Origin of the sequence: Streptomyces sp. cg35, assembly GCF_050410835.1 — a bacterium.
Lineage (GTDB): Bacteria > Actinomycetota > Actinomycetes > Streptomycetales > Streptomycetaceae > Streptomyces.
Genome location: NZ_CP191268.1, coordinates 1,391,181 through 1,411,466 on the forward strand (window position 1 = coordinate 1,391,181; position 20,286 = coordinate 1,411,466).

Genomic DNA, 20,286 nt, shown 5'->3' on the forward strand with positions numbered 1-20,286 from the left:
GGGCGGCTTCTGGGAAGGGCGGCGGTGTTTCGTGGCCGGGTGCGGGTCCGGTGGGGTCTGGTCGCGCGGTTCCCCGCGCCCCTGAGATGCGCACTTCGTGCGTCGTCTCATCGGGGAAATGCGGCGCGCAGCGCCTGCATTTCAGGGGTGCGGGGGAACCGCGCGCTCAGCCCGCGACAACCCGCGCCCGGCAACGGAATCGCACCCCTACGGCGCTACACCCGTTCCACGATCGTGGCGATGCCCATCCCCCCGCCGACGCACAACGTGGCCAGCCCATACCGCAGGTCCCGCCGCTCCAGCTCATCGACGAGCGTGCCCAGGATCATCGCGCCGGTCGCGCCGAGCGGGTGTCCCAGGGCGATCGCACCGCCGTTCACGTTGACCTTGTCCAGCGACAGACCCATGTCCTTCACGAAGCGGAGCACCACCGCCGCGAACGCCTCGTTGATCTCGACGAGGTCGATGTCGTCGATGGTCAGGCCCGCCTTGGCGAGGGCCTTGCGCGTGGCGGGCGCCGGGCCGGTCAGCATGATGGTCGGCTCGGAGCCGGAGACGGCCGCGGAGACGATGCGGGCGCGCGGGGTCAGACCGTGGCGCTCGCCGACCTCCTTGTTGCCGATGGCGACGAGCGAGGCGCCGTCGACGATGCCCGACGAGTTGCCCGCGTGGTGAACGTGGTCGATCTGCTCGACCCAGTGGTACTTCTGCAGCGCGACCGCGTCGAATCCGCCCAGGTCGCCGATGTCCTTGAAGGACGGCTTCAGCTTGGCCAGCGAGTCCGCGGTGGTGCCGGGGCGCAGGAACTCGTCGTGGTCGAGGACGGTCAGGCCGCTGCGGTCCTTGACCGGGACGACGGAGCGGGTGAAGCGGCCGTCCTTCACGGCGGCGGCCGCGCGCTCCTGGGAGAGCGCCGCGTACTCGTCGACGTCGCGCCGCGAGAAGCCCTCGATGGTCGCGATGAGGTCGGCGCCGATGCCCTGCGGCACGAAGCCGGTCTCGAAGTTGGTCATCGGGTCGGCGAACCAGGCGCCGCCGTCGGACGCCATCGGCACCCGCGACATCGACTCGACGCCGCCGGCGAGGACGAGGTCCTCCCAGCCCGAGCGGACCTTCATGGCGGCCAGGTTGACGGCTTCGAGGCCGGAGGCACAGAAGCGGTTCTCCTGGACACCCGCGACGGTGTCCGGCAGGCCCGCCGCGATCGCGGCGATCCGGGCGATGTCGGAGCCCTGGTCGCCGACCGGGCCCACGACGCCGAGCACGATGTCGTCGATCGCGGCGGGGTCCAGGTCCGGGAAGCGGTCCCGGATCTCGTGGATGAGGCCGACGACGAGGTCGATCGGCTTGGTGCCGTGCAGCGAGCCGTTGGCCTTGCCCCGGCCGCGCGGGGTGCGGATCGCGTCGTAGACGTACGCGTCTGTGGTCACTGGGTTGCCTTTCGCGGAGCTGAGGGTTGCGGTGCGGTGGTTCAGCTGTGGTTCAGGACAGCAGCGAACGGCCGATGATCTCCTTCATGATCTCGGTCGTGCCGCCGTAGATGGTCTGGATGCGTCCGTCGGTGAAGGCCTTCGCGACGCGGTACTCGGTCATGTACCCGTATCCGCCGTGCAGTTGGAGGCAGCGGTCGGCGACGCGCTTCTGGAGTTCGGTGGCCCACCACTTGGCCATGGAGGCATGCACGGCGTCGAGGGTGCCGTCCGCGTGGTCCTCGATGCAGCGGTCGAGGAAGGTCCGGGTGACGGCGCACTCGGTGGCCATCTCGGCGATCTCGAACCGGATGTGCTGGAGCTTGGCGAGCGGCCGCCCGAAGGCCTCGCGCTCCTTGACGTAGCTCGTGGTGATCTCCAGCAGGTGCTCGGCGGCGGCGATGGCGGCGACGGCGATGCCCATGCGCTCCTGCGCGAGGTTCGTCATCAGGTGGATGAACGCGCCGTTGAGCTCGCCGAGCAGATTCTCCTTCGGGACGCGCACGTCGTTGAAGAACAACTCGGCCGTGTCCTGTGCCTTCTGGCCGATCTTGTCGAGGTTGCGGCCGCGCTCGAAGCCCTCCGTGCCGCGCTCGACGACGAGCAGGGACAGTCCGTGCGCGCCGCCTTCCTGCGTGGTCTTGGCGACGACGATGACGAGGTCGGCGAGGATGCCGTTGGAGATGAACGTCTTGGAGCCGTTGAGCAGCCAGTGGTCGCCGTGGTCCTCGGCGGTGGTGCGGATGCCCTGCAGATCGGAACCGGCGCCGGGTTCGGTCATCGCGATGGCGGTGATCGTCGAGCCGTCGCAGAACCCGGGCAGCCAGCGCCGCTTCTGCTCCTCGGTGCCGAGGGAGGTCAGGTACGGGCCGATGATGTCGTTGTGCAGTCCGACGGCGAGTCCGGCGGCGCCCGCGCGCGTGAACTCCTCGGCGAGGACGGCGCTGTAGCGGAAGTCGGCGGTGCCGCCGCCGCCGTACTCCTCGGGCACGGCGAGGCCGAGGAGCCCCTGGCGTCCGGCGGCGAGCCAGGCCTCGCGCGCGACGATGCCGTCCTTCTCCCACCGCTCGTAGTGCGGGGTCACCTCCTTGGCGAGGAAGGTGCGGACGGTCTCGCGGAACGCCTCGTGCTCGGCGCTGAACAGGCGTCGTTCCATGCTGGCGATCAACTGCCTTTCTTCGTGGGGTCGAACAGACCTGGTACGTCCCAGTCGCGGGCCACCTCCGCGGTGTCCGCGCCCGGCTGGGCGGGGCCCGTGCGGACGGCGGTGGGGGTGACCGAGAAGCGGGGCGCGGGCGCGGGCTGGGTGATGCCGCCGTGGTCGACGAAGGTGCCGCGGGCGGCGAGGTGCGGATGGCCGGGGGCCTCGCGCAGCGAGAGGACGGGGGCCACGCAGGCGTCGGAGCCCTCGAAGACGGCCGTCCATTCGTCTCGGGTGCGCTGCGTGAAGCGGGCGGCGACGGCTTCGCGCAGCTCGTCCCAGCGGGTCAGGTCCTTGCGCGCGGGCGCGACGCCCGCCAGGCCCATCAGGTCGATGAACTCGTCGTAGAACTGCTGCTCCAGGGCGCCGACCGCCATGTACAGGCCGTCGGCGGTCTCGTACGTGCCGTAGAACGGGCAGCCGCCGTCGAGCAGGTTGGCGCCGCGCCGGTCCTGCCAGCCGCCGGCCGCGAGCATGCCGTGGATCATCGCGGCCAGGTGCGAGGTGCCGTCGACGATCGCCGCGTCGACGACCTGTCCGGCGCCGGTGGCGCGGGCGTGGTGGAGTGCGGCGAGGATGCCGACGACGAGGTAGAGGGAGCCGCCCGCGTAGTCCCCCACGAGGTTGGCGGGGACGGTCGGCGGCTCGTCCGGCTTGCCGATCATGCCGAGGGTGCCGGTGAGCGCGATGTACGCGATGTCGTGTCCGGCGCGCTGGGCGAGCGGGCCCTCCTGGCCCCAGCCGGTCATCCGGCCGTAGATCAGCTTCGGGTTGCGGGCGTGGCAGGGCGCGGGCCCCACGCCGAGGCGCTCGGCGACCCCCGGCCGGTAGCCCTCGACCAGCACGTCGGCGCGCTCGACGAGCCGGAGCACCTGCTCCGCGCCGTCCTCGGCCTTCAGGTCGATGATCACGGACCGCTTGTTGCGGTTGGTGATGTCGTACTCGGGGTTGATCGCGAGGCCCGCTCCGCCGGGCCGGTCGACCCGTACGACATCGGCGCCGAGGTCGGCGAGGAGCATCGCGGCGAACGGCCCCGGGCCGATCCCGGCGAGCTCGACCACGCGCACCCCGGCGAGCGGGCCACCGCCGGATTCCGTGCCTGCCACTGCCATCCCGCCACGCCCCCAGTCTGTGACACAACTGATGTAACACCAGAGATGCTATGAACACGTCCTGGTCAGCACAACCCCCCGACGAGCAAGCGCTTAGCCAATTTCCGGCCCCCTAAGGAGCGCCGCGAGCCCGCACGCTAGCCTCAGCCACCGACAGCGGCGCGGGAGCACGGTGAGGGGTGTCATGAACAGGCCTGGGAACCCCGGGAACACGGACAGGACGTACGACGTGGTGTTGTTCGGGGCCACGGGCTTCGTGGGGGTGCTCACCGCCGAGTACCTCGCGGCGCACGCTCCCGAGGGGCTGCGCTGGGCGATCGCCGGGCGCGACACGGCCAAGCTGGAGCGGCTGCGCGAGCGGCTCACCGGCATCGACCCGGCGTGCGCGGTGCTGCCGCTGGAGCGCGCGGACGTCGCCGACGCGGCGTCGCTGCGCGACCTGGCCGCCCGCTCGCGCGTGGTGGCCACGACGGTGGGCCCGTACCTGGAGTACGGAGAGGGCCTGGTCGCGGCGTGCGCCGACGCGGGCACCGACTATGTGGACCTCACAGGTGAGCCCGAGTTCGTGGATCTCATGTATGTGCGGCACGACGCCCGCGCACGAGAGACGGGCGCCCGGCTGGTGCACGCGTGCGGCTTCGACTCGGTGCCGCACGACCTGGGCGCGTACTTCACGGTGCAGCAGTTGCCGGAGGCGGTGCCGCTGCGGGTCGACGGTTTCGTACGGTCGAACGCCACGTTCTCGGGCGGTACGTTCGCGTCCGCGCTGAACCAGTTCGCGCGGGCCCGGCAGATGCTCGCCGCGCAGCAGGACCGGCGGCGCCACCAGCCCCGGCTGGTGGGGCGCACCGCGTACGCGCCGACGGGAACGCCGCGGTACGCCAAGGAGGTCGGGGCCTGGGCCGTGCCGCTGCCGACGATCGACCCGCAGGTGGTGCAGCGCTCGGCGCGGGCCCTGGAGCGCTACGGCCCGGACTTCCGCTACCGGCACTACGCGGCCGTGAAGTCGCTGCCGGTCGCGGTGGGCGGGGTCGCCGCCGCGGGAGCGCTGTTCGCCGCGGCTCAACTGCCGCCCGCGCGGCGCTGGTTGAGCGGTCGGCTGCTGCCCGGGGACGGCCCCGACGAGGCGCGCCGGGCCAAGAGCTGGTTCTCGGTGCGGTTCGTGGGCGAGGGCGGCGGGCGGCAGGTCTTCACGGAGGTGTCCGGCGGGGACCCCGGCTACGAGGAGACGGCGAAGATGCTGGCGGAGGCCGCGATGTGCCTCGCGCAGGACGAACTCCCCGCCACCTCGGGGCAGGTGACGACCGCGGTGGCGATGGGCGACGCGCTGATCGGGCGGCTGCGGGCGGCCGGGCTCACCTTCCGGGTCGCCGCCGAGAGGTGAGCGCCTGTTCGCCGGCGCCGAGGCCGAGCAGGGCGTCACGGCACAGCCGGTCGGCCCTGCGGGTCGTCTCCGGCAGCCGGTAGGCGGGAGTCAGGGCCAGCGCGTGCGCGCACGCGTTGGCCAGGGAGACGCGGTGGCCCACCGAGACGTAGAGCGGCTTCACGCCGTCACGGGTGCGCAGGGCGCGGCCGAGCTCCTCGCCGCCGTCCATGAGGGCGGCGGCGCTCCCCCGCGCGCGCCCCACCTCGCCGTGCGTGAAGGTGAAGGGATTCTTGGCCACGCCCATGGTGGGCAGCCCGGTGAGCACGCCGAGGTGGCTTGCGAGGCCGAAGCGGCGCGGGTGGGCCCGTCCGTAGCCGTCGCACACGACGAGCCCCGGGTCCGTGCGCAGCGCCGCCAGGGCGCCGAGGACCGCCGGGATCTCACGGAACGCCAACAGGCCCGGCACATAGGGGAAGGCGACGTGCCCGACGGCCGTCGCCTCCTCGACGACGTCGAGTGTCGCCGCGTCCAGCACGACCGCGGCCGCCGCGACGAGATCGCGTTCGTCGTCGTAGGCGACGTCGATCCCGGTGACCGTGCCCGCCCCCGGCGCCGGCCCGGCCTCGTCCAGCACCACGCGGTCGCGCAGCGCGTCCTGCACCGCCCGCGCCGTCGCCTCGTCCGTCGGCCAGCCCTCGGGAACCCCCGTGATCGTCTGCATGCGCCAACCCTAGACAGCGCGCACACGGACGCCCGTATGATGTAAGGCATGAGTGCAATTACTGACCCTTACACGGTCGAGGCCGGGGTCCCGTCGGTCGACGTCTTCCGGCGCCTGCGCACGGACGCGGGGCTCTCCGACAAAGCACCCGAGGCCGTCGCGCTCGCCCTGCCCCACACCTGGTACGGCGTGCTGCTGCGGCACGAGGGGGAGCCGATCGGGATGGGGCGGATCATCGGGGACGGCGGCACGGCGTTCCAGATCGTCGACATCTGCGTGCACCCTGCCCACCAGGGCCAGGGCCTCGGGAAGCGGATCATGGCCGCGCTGACCGAGGAGCTGGAGCGCCGGGCGCCCGCGACCGCGTACGTCTCGCTGATCGCGGACGGGCCGGCGAAGTTCCTCTACGAGAAGTTCGGCTTCGCCGAGACCTCGACGCACGACTCCGTGGGCATGTACCGCCTGATGAGCGGCAACTGAGTCCCCGTCAGCGCCGGGCGGTACGGCCGCCGCTCTCCCACGACTGCGGATTCCACAGGCCCGAGCGCCGCAGCGACTGAGGGCAGTGGAGATAGATCTCGTCGATCTCCAGGAGCAGGGCGAGGGTCGGCCGCTGCTCCTTGACGGTCATGTCGTCGAAGAACGGGGCGTCGGTGAGGATCCGGGCCCGGCCGTTGATCCGCAGGACGTCGGTGGCGCCGGGTATCAGGAACAGCAGGCCCGCGTGCGGGTTCTGCAGGACGTTGTGGAAGCTGTCGGCGCGCCGGTTGCCGGGCCGGTCCGGCAGGGCGATCGTGCCGGGGTCGACGACGTGCGCGAACCCGGGGCCGTCCCCGCGCGGCGACGTGTCGCAGTTGCCGTGCGCGTCCGACGTGGAGAGCAGGCAGAACGGCGAGCGGGCGAGCAACTCCCGGTCCCGGTCGTCGAGTCGGTCGTGGACCTTGTCGATCACGATGGGGTGCGGCTCCCCGAGCATCTCGCGCAGCTGCTCCGCGGAGCGCAGCTCCTCGTAACCGTCGCCCCGCTCCGGGGACGGGCGGGACGCGAGGGTGTCCGTGCCGTGCAGCAAACCGACTCCTGAGTTCGTACGGGACCGCGGCGCGTCCGCAGGCCGCGCCAAGGGTAGTTGTCGAATGAACCTTATCCGATGTTAGGTTAGGCTCACCTAACGCCTGGAACGCGTGGTTCCGGCACCTGTCGCCCTGCGCGGCATCCGGTGGACAAGGAACGACGAACCAGTGCAACTCACCCTGTGGGACACGGCCCCCGTGGCCCGCCGCCGCGGCACCGCGCGGTCGCTGCTCGGCCTCGGAGCACTCGCCGTGCTCCTGCTGGCCGCGACCGGCCTCAGCCTCGCCGTCGGCTCGGGCCGGGTCCCGCTCGCCGACGTGGTCGCGGGGCTCTTCCACCCCGACCGCGGCGTCCGCGCCCAGCTGATCGTCCAGGAGGTGCGGATCCCGCGCACCGCCGCGGGCCTGATGGCCGGCGCCGCGCTCGGTCTGGCGGGCGCCGTGATGCAGGGCGTGGCGCGCAACCCGCTCGCCGACCCGGGCCTGTTGGGCGTCAACGCAGGCGCCTCCGTCTTCGTGGTCTTCGCGATCAGCGTGCTCGCCCTGACCGAGCCGCGGCAGTACATCTGGTTCGGCTTCCTCGGCGCCTGTCTCGCCGCCGTCCTCGTCTACGGGATCGGCAGCCTGGGCCGCGAGGGCGCGACGCCCGTGAAGCTCGCCCTGTCCGGCGCGGCCGTGGCCGCCGCCCTCGGTGCCCTGACCAGCGCGATGCTGCTCACCGACCGCCAGACCTTCGACCAGTTCCGGTTCTGGCAGGTGGGGGCGTTGAACGGCCGGGAGCCGGACGTGCTGTGGCAGGCGCTGCCGTTCGTCGCCGTGGGGGTCGTGCTCGCCCTCGCGCTCGGCCCGCAGCTCAACACCCTGGCCCTGGGCGACGACACGGCCCGCGGGCTCGGCCAGCGGATCGCCCTGGCCCGGATCGGCGCCGCGGCCTGCGTGGTCCTGCTGTGCGGGGCCGCGACCGTGATCGCCGGACCGATCGCCTTCGTGGGCCTGGCCGTGCCGCACGCGGTGCGCCTGATCACCGGGCCCGACTACCGGTGGATCCTGCCCTGCAGCGCGCTGCTCGCCCCGGCCGCGCTGCTCCTCGCCGATGTCGCCGGACGGCTCGTCGCGCGGCCCGGCGAGGTCCAGGTCGGCGTGATGACGGCCGCGCTCGGCGCCGTGCCGTTCGTCGTGCTCGTGCGGCGCAGGAAGACGGTGGAGCTGTGACCGGCACCGCCCTGCACGCCGCCACCGCCCGTGTCGTGTCCGTACGCCGGCGCCGGCGTGCCCGCTTCACCGCCGTGACCGCCACCCTCGCCGTGGCCGCGTTCGCCGCGCTGTGCGTCTCGCTGAGCTTCGGCGACTACACGCTCCCGCTGCGCGACGTGGTCGCCACCCTGTTCGGCGGGGGCGACAGCGGCACCCGCTTCGTGGTGCTCGAACTGCGCCTGCCGCGCGCCCTGCTGGCGCTGCTCGTCGGCTGCTGCTTCGGCCTGTCCGGCGCGGTCTTCCAGACCCTGCTGCGCAATCCGCTCGCCAGCCCCGACATCATCGGCGTCAGCTCCGGCGCGGGCGCGGCCGTCGTGCTGGCCGGCGGGCTCGCCGGCCTGAGCGGTACGCCCCTGTCGTTCGTGGCACTGTCCGGCGCCCTGGTCACCGGCGCAGCCGTCTACCTGCTCGCCTGGCGCAAGGGCGTCACCGGCTACCGGCTCGTCCTGATCGGGCTCGGCGTCGGCACCGGCCTGTCGAGCGTGATCTCGTACCAGATGACGCGCTCGGACGTGACGGAGGCGCAGACCGCGTTCCTGTGGCTGGCCGGAAGCCTCAACGGCCGCTCCTGGCCGCAGTTCTGGCCGCTGCTCGTCGGCGCCGCGGTGCTCGTGCCGCTGACCGTCGTGGCCGCCCGCGCGCTGTCCGCGCTGCAGCTCGGCGACGACACGGCAGGCGGGCTCGGCTCACGGGTCGAGCGGGACCGGCTCGCCCTGCTCGCCTGTGCCACCGCGCTGGCCGGGGTGGCGACGGCCGCGGCGGGCCCCGTCGGCTTCGTCGCGTTCGTGTCGCCGCCGATCGCCCGGCGCCTGGTGCCGGGGCAGGGTGCGGCCCTGCTGCCCTCCGCCCTGACCGGCGCGCTCCTGGTGACCGTCGCCGACTTCGCGGGCCAGCACGTGCTGCCCGGCACCCAGCTGCCCGTCGGCATCGTGACGAGTGTGATCGGCGCCCCGTACCTGCTGTGGCTGCTGGCCCGGGCCAACCGGGTCGGGCAGGGCGGCTGACCATGCGCCCCGCACCGCACCTGTCCCGTCCCGACGCCCTCGACGAACCGGAGACCCCCGTGGCTTCCCCGCACACCCTGCAGGCCCGCGGCCTCGAACTCGGCTACGGCGAGCGCCGCATCGTCTCCGCGCTGGACGTCGACGTCCCGCCCGGCCGGATCACCGTCGTGGTCGGCCCGAACGCCTGCGGCAAGTCGACGCTGCTGCGGTCGATGGCCCGGCTGCTCACCCCGACGGCGGGCACGGTCCTGCTCGACGGGCGCAGCGTGCACGCCATGTCCACCAAGGACGTGGCCGCGGTGCTCGGCGTGCTGCCGCAGACCCCGGTCGCGCCCGAGTCGATCACCGTCGCCGACCTGGTGGGCCGGGGCCGGTATCCGCACCAGGGCTGGTTCCGGCGCTGGACGCCCGCCGACGACGAGGCGGTGGCCACCGCGCTGGCGGCGACGGACGTCCTCGATCTCGCGGACCGGTCGATCGACGAGCTCTCCGGCGGCCAGCGCCAGCGCGTCTGGATCGCCATGGCCCTGGCCCAGGAGACGGAACTGCTGCTGCTCGACGAGCCGACGACCTATCTCGACATCAGCCACCAGCTCGACGTCCTCGACCTGCTCACCGACCTCAACCGGCAGCGCGGCGTCACGCTCGTCGTCGTCCTGCACGACCTCAACCTGGCCTGCCGCTACGCCGACCACCTCGTCGCCATGAAGGACGGGCGCATCGTCGCCGAGGGCGCGCCCCGCGAGGTCGTCACCGAGGACCTCGTCGCCGAGGTGTTCGGGCTGCGCAGCACCGTCATCCCCGACCCGGCGTCCGGCACCCCGCTGATCGTCCCCATGGGGCGCCATCACGTCGACGCCGCCCCGTGACCCCGACCCGTGACCCCGCCCCCGCCCCCGCCCCCGCCCCCGCAACAGAACCGCGAAAAGAGCCCCTCATGTCCACCCGGACCCCCCGTACCACCCGCCGCCGGCTGCTCGGCGGCGCGCTCGCGCTGACCCTCGCCGGCGCCCTCGCCGCCTGCGGCTCGAACGACGACGAGGCGGCGGGCCCGGCCGCCCAGAAGTCCGCGGGCAGCTTCCCCGCGAAGGTCTCCACCAAGTTCGGCACCGTGACGGTCGACGAGCAGCCCCGGCGCGTCGTCGCGCTCGGCTGGGGCGACGCCGAGACGGCCCTCGCGCTCGGCGTGCAGCCGGTCGGCGCGAGCGACTGGCTGGCCTTCGGCGGCGACGGCGTCGGCCCCTGGGCCAAGGGCGCGTACGACAAGTCCCCGCAGAAGATCGGCACGCTGGAGCCCGAGTACGAGAAGATCGCGGCGCTCGAGCCGGACCTCATCCTCGACACCAAGTCCAGCGGCGACCAGACGCGCTACGACACCCTCAGCAAGATCGCGCCGACCATCGGTGTGCCCAAGGGCGGCGACCAGTACAAGATCTCCTGGGAGAAGCAGACCACCATGGTCGCCCAGGCGCTCGGCGTCCCCGACAAGGGCGAGAAGCTGATCGACGACACGGAGCGGCAGTTCGCGGACGCGGCCGCCGCGCACCCGGAGTTCAAGGGCCGGAGCATCACGGTCGGTTCGCGCACCGCCTCGGCCTGGGGCGCGTACGTGCACGGCACCGGCCGGCTGGACTTCGTCGAGCGGCTCGGCTTCGAGAACAACGCGGCCGTGGAGAAGAAGGCGGGCGCCGCGTTCTCGGTGCCGGTGTCGGAGGAGAACCTCCAGATGCTCGACGCGGACCTGATGGTGATGGCGCCGATCGGCACCACCGCGAAGAAGATCGAGTCGGACCCGCTGTACCGGGCGATCCCGGCGGTGAAGAAGGGTCACTCGGTCGTCTTCGACGACACGAACCTCAGCTCCGCCTTCGCCACCGACTCGGTGCTCTCGGTCCAGTACGCGCTGAAGAACGTGGTGCCGCTGTTCGCTAAGGCCATGGACTGACCCGTCGTCACACCCGGCTGCCCGCCGCCGTGTCGGAGGACAGCCGCTGGGCCAGGTACACCGGGATCACCGACAGCAGGACGAGGACGACGGCCACCACGTTGACCACCGGGGCCTGCTGGGGGCGGGCCATGTTGGAGAAGATCCAGATCGGCAGGGTCTGCACGCCCGCCCCCGCGGTGAAGGTGGTCACGACGATCTCGTCGAAGGACAGCGCGAACGCGAGCAGGCCGCCGGCCGCGAGCGCCGAGCGGGTCAGCGGGAACGTGATGTCGCGGAACGTCCGGAACGTGTCGGCGCCCAGGTCCATGGCCGCCTCCTCGTACGAGCCCGGGAGGCGGCGCAGCCGGGCGGCGACGTTGTTGAAGACGACCACGACGCAGAACGTAGCGTGTCCGACGACGACGGTGAACAGGCCGAGGCCGATGCCGAGGGGCTCCAGGACCGTGCGGAAAGCGGTGTTGAGGGCGACGCCGGTGATGATGCCGGGCAGCGCGATGGGCAGCACGACGGCGAAGGAGAGCGCCTCCCGGCCGAAGAACCGGTACCGGGCGATCGCGAAGGCGATCAGGGTGCCGAGGACGAGGGCGATGACGGTGGCGCCGAGGCCCGCCTTCACGGACGTCCACAGGGCGTCCCTGGCGCCCGCGCTGTGCCAGGCGTCCTGCCACCACCGCAGGGTGAAGCCGTCCGGCGGCCAGCTCGAACTGCGGTCCCGGTTCAGGGAGTTGACGACGACCAGGAGCAGCGGGACGTAGATGACGGCGAAGCCGGTCAGGGCGCCGACGCGGAGCGCGATGCGCGCGGGGCGGGACAGGTGCACCACGGGCTCCCTTCAGAGGCTGCTGAGCGCGCCGGTGCGGCGCACCGCGAGCAGATAGAGGACGATCACGACGACCGGCACGGTGCCGAGGGCGGCGGCCAGCGGCAGGTCCAGGGTGATGTTGGAGTAGACGACGTTGCCGATCAGCTGGGTCTTGCCGCCGACGATCTGGACGGCGATGTAGTCGCCGAGGCTGAGCGAGAACGTGAAGACGGAGCCCGCCGCGACGGACGGCAGGACGAGCGGCAGCAGCACCGTGCGGACGGTGCGCCAGGTGCGGGCGCCCAGGTCGGCGGAGGCGTCGAGCAGGCTGTCGGGGATCCGTTCGAGACCCGCGTGGATCGGCAGGATCATGTACGGCAGCCAGAGGTAGGTCAGGACGAGGACCGTCGCGGTGAGCCCGTAGCCGGGACCGTCCACCCCGAACGGGGACAACAGCCAGTCCAGCAGGCCCCCTTGGGCGAGCATGACGCGCCACGCGTACGCCTTGACGAGATAGCTCGCCCACAGCGGCATGAGGATGGCGACGACGAGCAGCGGGCGCCACCGGGGCCGGGCGACGCGCGCCGTGTAGAAGGCGATCGGGAACGCGAGGACGACGCACAGCGCCGTGACGGCGAGGGCGACTGCCGTGCTGCGCAGGGCGACCTGGCGGTACACGTCCGTCGTGAACAGGGCCTTGAAGTTGTCCAGGGTCCAGGTGCGCACGATGTCCGAGGTGAACGGGTCCGTGGTCCACAGGCCCGACAGGAACAGCACCGCGAGCGACCCCAGATAGGCGACGACGAGCCAGGTCAGGGGCGCCGCGAGGAGCAGGGCCAGGCGCAGCCGGGGGCTGCGGTGCAGCGTCCCGGCGACCTTCTTCACGACCGCCTCAGCCCTTGATCTCGGTCCACGCCTGCACCCACTTCGCGTAGGGCACGCATGTCACGTCGGTGCGTCCGTCGAGGCACTGCGGGATGGGCGTGGTCCAGAAGTGGACCTGCTTCCAGTACGCGGCGTCGTCGGCGTGGTAGGTCGCGCAGTGCTGCTTGTCGGCGGTCTCGTCGCAGGCCTTCGCGTTGGCGGGAGCCTCGCCGAAGTACTCGGCGACCTGCGCGTTGGTCCGGGGCGAGACGATCCAGTCGAGCCATTTGTAGGCGCAGTTGGGGTGCTGGGCCTTCGCGGAGACCATCCACGTGTCGGACCAGCCGGTGGCGCCCTCCTTCGGGAGGACGGCCTCGACGGGCGCCTTCTCGGCCCGGGCGGTGTTCACGATGACCTGCCAGCTGGTGCCGATCACCGAGTCGCCGCTCTTGAAGGCGGAGATCTCCTTCAGGTAGTCGCTCCAGTACTCGCCGACGTTCGCATTCTGCTTCTTCAACAGGCTCACGGCGGCGTCGAACTGTTTCTGGTCGAGGGCGTAGGGGTCCTTGATGCCGAGGCCGGGCTCCGTCTTCATCAGGTACAGCGCGGCGTCGGCGATGTAGATCGGCGAGTCGTACGCCGTGACGTTCCCCTTGTGCCGCGCCGCGTCGTCGAAGACGGCCTTCCAGGAGTCGGGGGCCGGAGAGATCTTGTCGGTGCGGTACATGAGGAGGTTGGCGCCGCGGCCGTGCGGGATGCCGTAGGCGACGTTCTTGACGGAGTTCCAGGGCTGCATCTTCAACCCCGGGAAAATGTCCTTGTAGTGGGGCACGAGGTCGGTGTTGACGGGGGCCGCGTCGCCGGACGCGATCAGGCGCAGGGAGGCGTCGCCGGACGCGGAGACGGCGTCGTACTGGCCGGTCTTCATGAGGTTGACCATCTCGTCGGAGGTCCCGGCGACCTTGGTGCTGACCTGACAGCCCGTCCGTTTCTCGAAGGGGGTGACCCAGTCGATCTTCGGGTCGTTCGAGCCGTCCTCGGCGTAGCCGGCCCAGGCGATGAGACTGACCTTGCCCTCCGCCTTGCCGAGGGACTCGGGCGCGGAGAGCTTCGGCGGGGTGAAGCCCCGTTCGCCGGGCGCGCCGCTTCCGCCTCCCCCGTCGTCGGAGGAGCCGCAGGCCGTGACGAGGAGCAGTCCGCCGAGGGCGGCGGCGGTCATGAGGGTTCGGGTTGCGCGCACGAGGTCTCCCTGTCGGTCGATTCGCGTGAGTCGCTCAAGTCGTGTGGCTCAGTGGGACGTTGTGCCGTCGGTGCCAGCGCAGCAGGACCCGGCTGCCCGGCAGGGCGAGGGCGTCGGCCGCCGTGGTGTCCAGGTTCTGGCGTACGACGACGAAGCGTGCGCCGGCGTCGGTGTCGACGACGACGCGGGTGCTGTCCCCGAGGTACACGGCGTCGGCGACGGTGCCGCGCACCTCACTGTGGTCCCGGGCGGGGCCCGCGCCGCGATCGTGCCCGCCGTCGGCGGCGAGGACGCGGATCTTCTCCGGTCTGATGCCGAACGTCCCGGATTCCCCCACGACCATCTCGGCGGCCGCGCCGGTGAGGGTGTTGGAGGTGCCGACGAAGGACGCGACGAAGGCGGAGGCGGGCGTCTCGTACAACTCCCCCGGTGTACCGACCTGTTCGACGCGTCCGGCGTTCATGACGGCGATCCGGTCGCTGAGCGCGAGGGCCTCGGCCTGGTCGTGGGTGACGAGCACGAAGGTGATGCCGACGTCGCGCTGGAGTTCCTTGAGCTCGGTCTGCATCTGTTCGCGCAGTTTGAGGTCGAGGGCGCCGAGCGGTTCGTCGAGCAGCAGGACCCGGGGGCGCACCACCAACGCCCGTGCCAGCGCGACGCGTTGACGCTGACCGCCGGAGAGCTGTCCGGGCCTGCGGCCGCCCAGGCCTTCGAGGCGGACGGACGCGAGGGCGGCGCGGGCCCGCTCGGCCTGCTCCCTGCGGCCGACGCCGCGCACCTTCAGTCCGTAGGCGACGTTCCGCTCGACGCTCATGTGCGGGAACAGCGCGTAGTCCTGGAAGACGGTGGTGACGTCGCGCTCGAAGGGGGCGCGGCGGGTGACGTCGGCGCCGTCGAGCAGGACGGTGCCGCTCGTCGGTGTCTCGAACCCGGCGATCAGCCGCAGCACGGTCGTCTTCCCGGACCCGGACGGGCCGAGCAGCGAGAAGAACTCACCCTCGGCGACGTCGAGTTCGACGCCGTCGACGGCACGCACGTCACCGAAGGTCTTGCGCACCCCGCGCAGGCCGATCGCGGCCGCCCCGCGCGCCGCGTCCTGTGTCGGTCGTCCCGGCATCGCCATACGCGTAGATCATGCACATTTCAACGATCCCCACAAGACCGCCGGTAGTCTGCCGATCATGTTTGTACTGGAATTGACGTACACCGCACCGCTGGAGAGCGTCGACGCCCTTCTGGACGCGCATCGCGCCTGGCTCGACGAGCAGTTCGGGGCGGGGGTCTTCCTCGCCGCGGGCCGCAAGGAGCCGCGCGAGGGCGGCATCATCATCGCCGCGGGGGCCGACCGCGCGACGATCGAGCGGATCACGGCGAGCGACCCCTTCGTGACCGGCGGGGTGTGCGCGTACCGGGTGAGCGAGTTCGTCGCGGCCCGGACCGCGCCCGAACTCGCCCGTTTCCAGGAGCAGTTGCCTCCCGGCTAGCGCTTCCGGTCAGTGCTGGAGGCGGGCCACCCGGCCTTTCTCGCCCGCCGCCCAGCAGGCACCGTCGCGCGTGCAGTCGACGGTGTCGTACGAGCCCGGGTCCACGGTGCGCCAGGTGCGGCCCGCGTCCGTGGTGAGGTCGGTGCCGGTCGGGCCGACGGCGAGGGCGGCGCCCCGGCTGTGCGGGAGCCAGGCGACGCCGGAGCGGTAGGCCGGCGGGGGCTGCGCCGACGCCGTCCAGGTGCGGCCCGCGTCGCCGGTGACCGCGGCGGCCCGCGGCGAGGGCTGGTCGGCGCGGTAGTCGCCGCCCACCGCGATGCCGTGCGTCCGGTCGCGGAAGGCGAGGCCGAAGACGCCGCGCGCCGGGTCGCCCGCCGGGATCGGGGCCTCGCTCGCGGTCCAGGTCAGGCCGCGGTCGGCGGAGTGCAGCACGCGGGATGCCGCGCCGCCGCCGGTGGCCAGCCAGACGTCCTTCGGGCCGGACGCCACCAGGCACTGGCCGGACGCGGCGAAGCCCGCCTCGCCGGTCTGCGCGGGCGGCATCCCGGCGGTCGGCAGCACCCGCCAGGAGCGGCCGCCGTCGCCGGTCGACAGGATGCGGTACCTGCCGTCGACCGGATCGCTCATCGCGAGGCCGTGGCGCCGGTCGAAGAACGTCACGCAGTCGTAGAACGCCTTCGGGTCGGTGTTGCGGAACGACTCCGTCCAGGTCGCGCCGCCGTCCTGCGTACGGAAGATCCGGGACGCCTCGCCCTCCCCGATGGCCAGGACCACCGCGCGGCGGGCGTCGAACGCCTCGACGTCGCGGAACTCCAGCTCGCCGGCGTCCGGCGGCGACACGGACTTCCAGTGCGCGCCGCCGTCCGTGGTGCGCAGCACGGTGCCCTTCGTCCCGGCGACCCACGCCGTGCTCCGGTCGACGGCGGCCAGGCCCCGGAACCGGGCGTCGGTGTGCGTGTCCGTCAGCTTCCACGCCGGGGTGCGGGCGGCGGCGGGGCCCGGTGCGGCGCCCAGCGCGAGCGCCGAGAGAGCCGTCACCGCCAGGACCGACACGGTCCGTCCCGCTCTGCCTCGCTTCCCCCTGCGCCCCGCGCTTCCCGCTGCACTCACTGTCCTCAGTCGCCTCATGGCGCGCGAAGCTAGCCCACCGCCCCTGTGGTGGTCCAGAGCACCTTGAATGAAACCGGTGACAGAGGTCACTCGTTTTTCGTCGGTCCTGAGGTGCACGGATTTCCGCGTTCCGTCGTCTATTCAAGTGAGGCCGTCCGACCGTCCGCCGTCGTCCGCCAGTCGTCACAAGGGAGCAGGCGTTGTCCATCGTCATCGAGCAAGCCGTAGAGGCCCGTCTCGTCGCCGCCGCGCCGCGCATGGCGAGCATTCCCGCGACGCTGGGCTACGACGCGCGCGACCCGTTCGCCGTGCACATGTCCTTCCCTGCCCCGGCCACCCTGGAAGGCGTCGAGGTCTGCTGGACCTTCGCGCGCGAGCTGCTGACCTCCGGGGTGACGGAGCCGGCGGGCGCGGGTGACGTGCGCGTCCGGCCCTACGGCTACGACCGGACGGTCCTGGAGTTCCACGCCGTGGAGGGCACCGCGATCGTGCACATCCGCACGGGCGAGCTGGAGCGCTTCCTCACGGACACGACGGAGCTGGTGCCGGTCGGCGAGGAGTACCTGCACGTGGACGTGGACGGCGATCTGGCGGAGCTGCTGCGCGACGCGTGCTGACCCCGCCTCCGGGAAGCGGCTGACAGCCGTGCCGGTGGATGCCAGGGTGCGGTGAACAGGCGTGGGACGCGTTGTGCAGGGGGCATGGGGCACGAGGGGCGGGACGGGCGCCGTGCTCCGGCCCGCACTGCGCCGCCTGTTCGCCGCCGCGCTCGCCGAGCACCACCACGTCTCGCTCGACCAACAGCGCGGGCTCGTGAGGCGGGTGGGGTGGTGTCGGCCGGTGCGGGGTGTGTGTGGCTGGGTGCGCTGTTCCCGGGCCCCTCGGGCCGATCCGTCCGTCGCCCGGGGCCGGTGTCAGGTCGCCGATCCGGTCGGCGGGGACGGTGATTCTGGCGGGTGCGCGTCGTGCGTGGCTGAGCGCGCGACTCCCCGCGCCCCTTGCGGGACGCTAGCCGCCCGATCCGGAGGATCTTGCCGCTTCCGCTGATCTCACCGCTGACTCCAGGGCCCTGCTGATCGGTGGGAGGTGCGGGCCCGCGGTCAGGGTCAGGGCCGCGAGGCGGGCGGTCCGGCGGCGGCGGTCGCGGGGGGTGAGGAGGGTGCGGAGGTGGCCCGCGGCGGCCAGGACGGCCAGGGTCGCGTCGTCGCGGGGCACCGCGTCGGGCGGCGTACGGTCCGCCAGCGCGCCGAGCACCTCCGCGCGCAGCACCTCGACGTATCCCGCCCGTTGCAGCGCGTGCTCCGCGCGGGGGAAGAGACCGAGGACGCGGCCCCTTCCCGGGTGCAGATACCCGTCCGCGACCAGGCCCTGCCGGACCAGCGCGTGCGTGGAGCGGGCCCGGTGGGTGATCCAGCCGCGCCATTTCCTGGGCCGCGACTCCTCGATGAGTTCCAGGAGCTGGTCGAGGACGGCGTCGCCGGTCCGGGCGCCGAGCACCGGGGTCACGATGCCGTCCGCGTCGTGGACGAGCTCCCGCCCGGCGAGCTCCGCGAGGACCGCGGCGCGGACCGCGAGCGGCAGGTCGGGGGCGCCGGCGATCCGGCCCTTGCCGGTGTCGTACGCCAGGAGGAAGAGGCGGGCGGGCACGGAGAGGGAGCCATGGGGCACGCCCGTCACGGTAATCGGTTGACACCTCCGAGGACAGGCTCTTACGGTGTATAGCGGTTCTGTTGCCGTCGATAGGAGAAGGACGTTGCTCGTCTGAGGTCCTGAGACACCGCGCATGTCACGCCGCGCACGTTTCTTCACGTGTTGCCCGTCGCGTCCATGTCGTCGTGTGAGACCTCGGCATCCGAGCCGTCCTCCCCGCCGGTACAGGCCTTTTTTGTTGCCCGTGGCCCGCGGTGTCTCGAACGCGTCACACCGTCACCGTTCGCACCGAGCAACCGCGAGGCCCTCATGTCCATGTCCTCCCCCCATTCCCACAGCCCCGCCGCCACGTCGATCGCCGTCACCGCGCTCTCGTACGCCTGGCCGGACGGCACCGGCGTCTTCGACGGCCTGCAGGTCGCCTTCGGGCCGGGCCGCGCCGGCCTGATCGGTGTAAACGGGTCAGGGAAATCGACCCTGTTGAAGCTGATCGCCGGTGAACTGAAACCGGTCGAGGGCACCGTGCGGGTGTCCGGCGAGATCGGCTACCTCCCGCAGAACGTCACCCTCGACACGGCCTTCCGCGTCGACGAGGCGCTCGGCATCGCCGGCATCCGGACCGCGCTGCACGCCATCGAGGCGGGTGACGTGCGCGAGGAGAACTTCACCGTCGTCGGCGACGACTGGGACGTCGAGGAGCGCGCGAGCGCCCTGCTCGGCGAACTCGGCCTGGGCCACATCGACCTGGACCGCACCATCGGCGAGGTGTCCGGCGGCGAGTCGGTGCTGCTGCGGCTGGCGGCGCTGCTGCTGCGCCGGCCCGACGTGCTCCTCCTCGACGAGCCGACGAACAACCTCGATCTGCACGCACGGCAGCGCCTGTACGCGGCCGTGGACGGCTGGTCCGGGGTCATGGTCGTGGTCAGCCATGACCGTGAACTCCTCGACCGCGTCGACCAGATCGCCGATCTGCGGGGCGGCGAGGTCGTCTGGTACGGCGGGAACCTGTCCGCGTACGAGGAGGCGCTCGCCGCCGAGCAGGAGGCGGCGGAGCGGATGGTCCGGGTCGCCGAGTCCGATCTGAAGAAGCAGAAGCGTGAACTGGCCGATGCCCAGGTCAAGTTGGCGCGGCGCAAGCGTTACGGGCAGAAGATGTGGGACAGCAAGCGCGAACCGAAGATCGTGATGGGTGCGCGCAAGCGGGCGGCGCAGGTCTCCGCCGGCAAGCACCGCATCATGCACGAGGAGAAACTCACCGAGGCGAAGGAGCGGCTGGACGAGGCCGTGGAGGCGGTGCGCGACGACGACGAGATCCGGGTCGACCTGCCGTACACCGCCGTCCCGCCGGGCCGGTCCGTGCTGACCCTGCGCGAGCTGCGCCTGGCCTACGGGGCGCGCGTGGACGGCGAGTTCGAGCTGCGCGGGCCCGAACGCATCGCTCTGATCGGCCGCAACGGCGCGGGCAAGACGACGCTGCTGCGGACCGTCGCCGGCGAGCTGGCGGCGGTCGAGGGCGAGGCGACACCGCATGTGCCGCTGCGTTTTCTGCCGCAGCGCCTCGACGTACTGGACGACGAGGCGACCGTCGCCGAGAACGTGGCCCGGTTCGCGCCGGACGCCACCAACAACCGGATCCGGGCCCGGCTGGCCCGCTTCCTGTTCAAGGGGGCGCGGGCCGACCAGCGGGCGGCGACCCTGTCCGGCGGCGAACGATTCCGCGCGACGCTCGCCGCGCTGATGCTCGCCGAGCCGGCGCCGCAGCTGCTGATGCTCGACGAGCCGACGAACAACCTGGACATGGCGAGCGTGCGGCAGCTGACGTCGGCCCTGGAGTCGTACGAGGGCGCGCTGATCGTGGCGAGCCATGACCTGCCGTTCCTCGAGTCGATCGGCGTCACCCGGTGGTTGCTGCTGGAGGACGGGGTTCTCCAGGACACACCGGCTCCGTAAGGGGCGCGGGGAACGGCGCGACCAGCCACAGAAGGGCCGCG

At 72.3% G+C, this 20,286-nt stretch carries 20 protein-coding genes; 9 read left to right on the plus strand and 11 right to left on the minus strand.

Features of this window, described 5'->3' with window-relative positions:
* Positions 1-215: 215 nt before the first annotated feature.
* From ACQUQD_RS06745 to ACQUQD_RS06755, 3 genes are read right to left on the minus strand one after another with little or no spacing between them, the layout of a single operon-like run.
* A complete protein-coding gene (locus tag ACQUQD_RS06745; protein ID WP_428951032.1) occupies positions 216-1,430 on the minus strand; it encodes an acetyl-CoA C-acetyltransferase in 1,215 nt (404 codons plus the stop codon).
* 52 nt (positions 1,431-1,482) lie between these two features.
* Positions 1,483-2,625, minus strand: a complete 1,143-nt coding sequence (locus ACQUQD_RS06750) for an acyl-CoA dehydrogenase family protein (RefSeq protein ID WP_428951033.1) — start codon at positions 2,623-2,625, stop codon at positions 1,483-1,485.
* An 8-nt stretch (positions 2,626-2,633) separates the two neighbouring features.
* A complete protein-coding gene (locus ACQUQD_RS06755; protein ID WP_428951034.1) occupies positions 2,634-3,782 on the minus strand; it encodes a CaiB/BaiF CoA transferase family protein in 1,149 nt (382 codons plus the stop codon).
* 184 nt (positions 3,783-3,966) lie between these two features.
* Here ACQUQD_RS06755 and ACQUQD_RS06760 point away from each other — a divergent pair, with 184 nt between their 5' ends.
* Positions 3,967-5,166, plus strand: a complete 1,200-nt coding sequence (locus ACQUQD_RS06760; RefSeq protein ID WP_428951035.1) for a saccharopine dehydrogenase family protein — start codon at positions 3,967-3,969, stop codon at positions 5,164-5,166.
* On the opposite strand, the gene ACQUQD_RS06765 is transcribed toward ACQUQD_RS06760, so the two are convergent.
* Positions 5,138-5,869: an endonuclease V gene (locus ACQUQD_RS06765; RefSeq protein ID WP_428951036.1), complete on the minus strand. Its 732-nt coding sequence runs from the start codon at positions 5,867-5,869 to the stop codon at positions 5,138-5,140. The two genes, ACQUQD_RS06760 and ACQUQD_RS06765, sit on opposite strands and share 29 nt — an antisense overlap.
* A gap of 48 nt (positions 5,870-5,917) precedes the next feature.
* Here ACQUQD_RS06765 and ACQUQD_RS06770 point away from each other — a divergent pair, with 48 nt between their 5' ends.
* Positions 5,918-6,349 carry a GNAT family N-acetyltransferase gene (locus ACQUQD_RS06770; RefSeq protein ID WP_428951037.1) on the plus strand — a complete coding sequence of 144 codons (432 nt, stop codon included), beginning with the start codon at positions 5,918-5,920 and terminating at the stop codon, positions 6,347-6,349.
* 7 nt (positions 6,350-6,356) lie between these two features.
* Here the strand turns inward: ACQUQD_RS06770 and ACQUQD_RS06775 are convergent, their stop codons facing one another.
* The gene (locus ACQUQD_RS06775) at positions 6,357-6,938 is read right to left on the minus strand and encodes an MSMEG_1061 family FMN-dependent PPOX-type flavoprotein (protein ID WP_428951038.1); all 582 of its coding nucleotides are present in this window, start codon (positions 6,936-6,938) and stop codon (positions 6,357-6,359) included.
* Positions 6,939-7,107: 169 nt separating this feature from the next.
* On the opposite strand from ACQUQD_RS06775, the gene ACQUQD_RS06780 reads away from it, so the two are divergent.
* From ACQUQD_RS06780 to ACQUQD_RS06795, 4 genes are all read left to right on the plus strand, one after another.
* Entirely contained in the window at positions 7,108-8,151 is a 1,044-nt protein-coding gene (locus ACQUQD_RS06780) for a FecCD family ABC transporter permease (protein WP_428951039.1), read from the plus strand.
* The gene (locus ACQUQD_RS06785) at positions 8,148-9,197 is read left to right on the plus strand and encodes a FecCD family ABC transporter permease (RefSeq protein ID WP_428951040.1); all 1,050 of its coding nucleotides are present in this window, start codon (positions 8,148-8,150) and stop codon (positions 9,195-9,197) included. The genes ACQUQD_RS06780 and ACQUQD_RS06785 overlap by 4 nt, the downstream gene beginning before the upstream one ends.
* A 2-nt stretch (positions 9,198-9,199) precedes the next feature.
* Complete coding sequence (locus ACQUQD_RS06790; protein ID WP_428951041.1) at positions 9,200-10,066, plus strand: ABC transporter ATP-binding protein; 867 nt, start codon at positions 9,200-9,202, stop codon at positions 10,064-10,066.
* A 68-nt stretch (positions 10,067-10,134) separates the two neighbouring features.
* The gene (locus ACQUQD_RS06795) at positions 10,135-11,142 is read left to right on the plus strand and encodes an iron-siderophore ABC transporter substrate-binding protein (RefSeq protein WP_428951042.1); all 1,008 of its coding nucleotides are present in this window, start codon (positions 10,135-10,137) and stop codon (positions 11,140-11,142) included.
* Between the two features lie 7 nt (positions 11,143-11,149).
* Here the strand turns inward: ACQUQD_RS06795 and ACQUQD_RS06800 are convergent, their stop codons facing one another.
* The 4 genes from ACQUQD_RS06800 to ACQUQD_RS06815 are packed head-to-tail and all read right to left on the minus strand — an operon-like array spanning position 11,150 to position 15,168.
* On the minus strand, positions 11,150-11,965 hold the full coding sequence (locus ACQUQD_RS06800) for an ABC transporter permease (protein ID WP_428951043.1): 816 nt from the start codon (positions 11,963-11,965) through the stop codon (positions 11,150-11,152).
* Positions 11,966-11,977: 12 nt separating this feature from the next.
* Complete coding sequence (locus ACQUQD_RS06805) at positions 11,978-12,832, minus strand: ABC transporter permease (RefSeq protein ID WP_428951044.1); 855 nt, start codon at positions 12,830-12,832, stop codon at positions 11,978-11,980.
* 7 nt (positions 12,833-12,839) lie between these two features.
* Positions 12,840-14,051: an ABC transporter substrate-binding protein gene (locus ACQUQD_RS06810; protein WP_428951045.1), complete on the minus strand. Its 1,212-nt coding sequence runs from the start codon at positions 14,049-14,051 to the stop codon at positions 12,840-12,842.
* A gap of 34 nt (positions 14,052-14,085) precedes the next feature.
* Positions 14,086-15,168 (minus strand): ABC transporter ATP-binding protein, encoded by a 1,083-nt coding sequence (locus ACQUQD_RS06815; protein WP_428951047.1) that lies wholly within the window; start codon positions 15,166-15,168, stop codon positions 14,086-14,088.
* A gap of 64 nt (positions 15,169-15,232) precedes the next feature.
* Between ACQUQD_RS06815 and ACQUQD_RS06820 the strand changes: the two genes are divergently transcribed.
* Entirely contained in the window at positions 15,233-15,535 is a 303-nt protein-coding gene (locus ACQUQD_RS06820) for a YciI family protein (protein ID WP_428951048.1), read from the plus strand.
* 9 nt (positions 15,536-15,544) lie between these two features.
* Here ACQUQD_RS06820 and ACQUQD_RS06825 read toward each other — a convergent pair whose 3' ends face one another.
* Positions 15,545-16,663: a WD40/YVTN/BNR-like repeat-containing protein gene (locus tag ACQUQD_RS06825; RefSeq protein ID WP_428951049.1), complete on the minus strand. Its 1,119-nt coding sequence runs from the start codon at positions 16,661-16,663 to the stop codon at positions 15,545-15,547.
* A 182-nt stretch (positions 16,664-16,845) separates the two neighbouring features.
* Here ACQUQD_RS06825 and ACQUQD_RS06830 point away from each other — a divergent pair, with 182 nt between their 5' ends.
* Positions 16,846-17,262, plus strand: a complete 417-nt coding sequence (locus tag ACQUQD_RS06830) for an SsgA family sporulation/cell division regulator (RefSeq protein ID WP_428951050.1) — start codon at positions 16,846-16,848, stop codon at positions 17,260-17,262.
* Between the two features lie 391 nt (positions 17,263-17,653).
* Here the strand turns inward: ACQUQD_RS06830 and ACQUQD_RS06835 are convergent, their stop codons facing one another.
* Positions 17,654-18,313, minus strand: a complete 660-nt coding sequence (locus ACQUQD_RS06835; RefSeq protein ID WP_428951051.1) for a GOLPH3/VPS74 family protein — start codon at positions 18,311-18,313, stop codon at positions 17,654-17,656.
* A gap of 297 nt (positions 18,314-18,610) precedes the next feature.
* Here ACQUQD_RS06835 and ACQUQD_RS06840 point away from each other — a divergent pair, with 297 nt between their 5' ends.
* Positions 18,611-20,245: an ABC-F family ATP-binding cassette domain-containing protein gene (locus tag ACQUQD_RS06840; protein WP_428951052.1), complete on the plus strand. Its 1,635-nt coding sequence runs from the start codon at positions 18,611-18,613 to the stop codon at positions 20,243-20,245.
* The last annotated feature ends 41 nt before the right edge of the window (positions 20,246-20,286 follow it).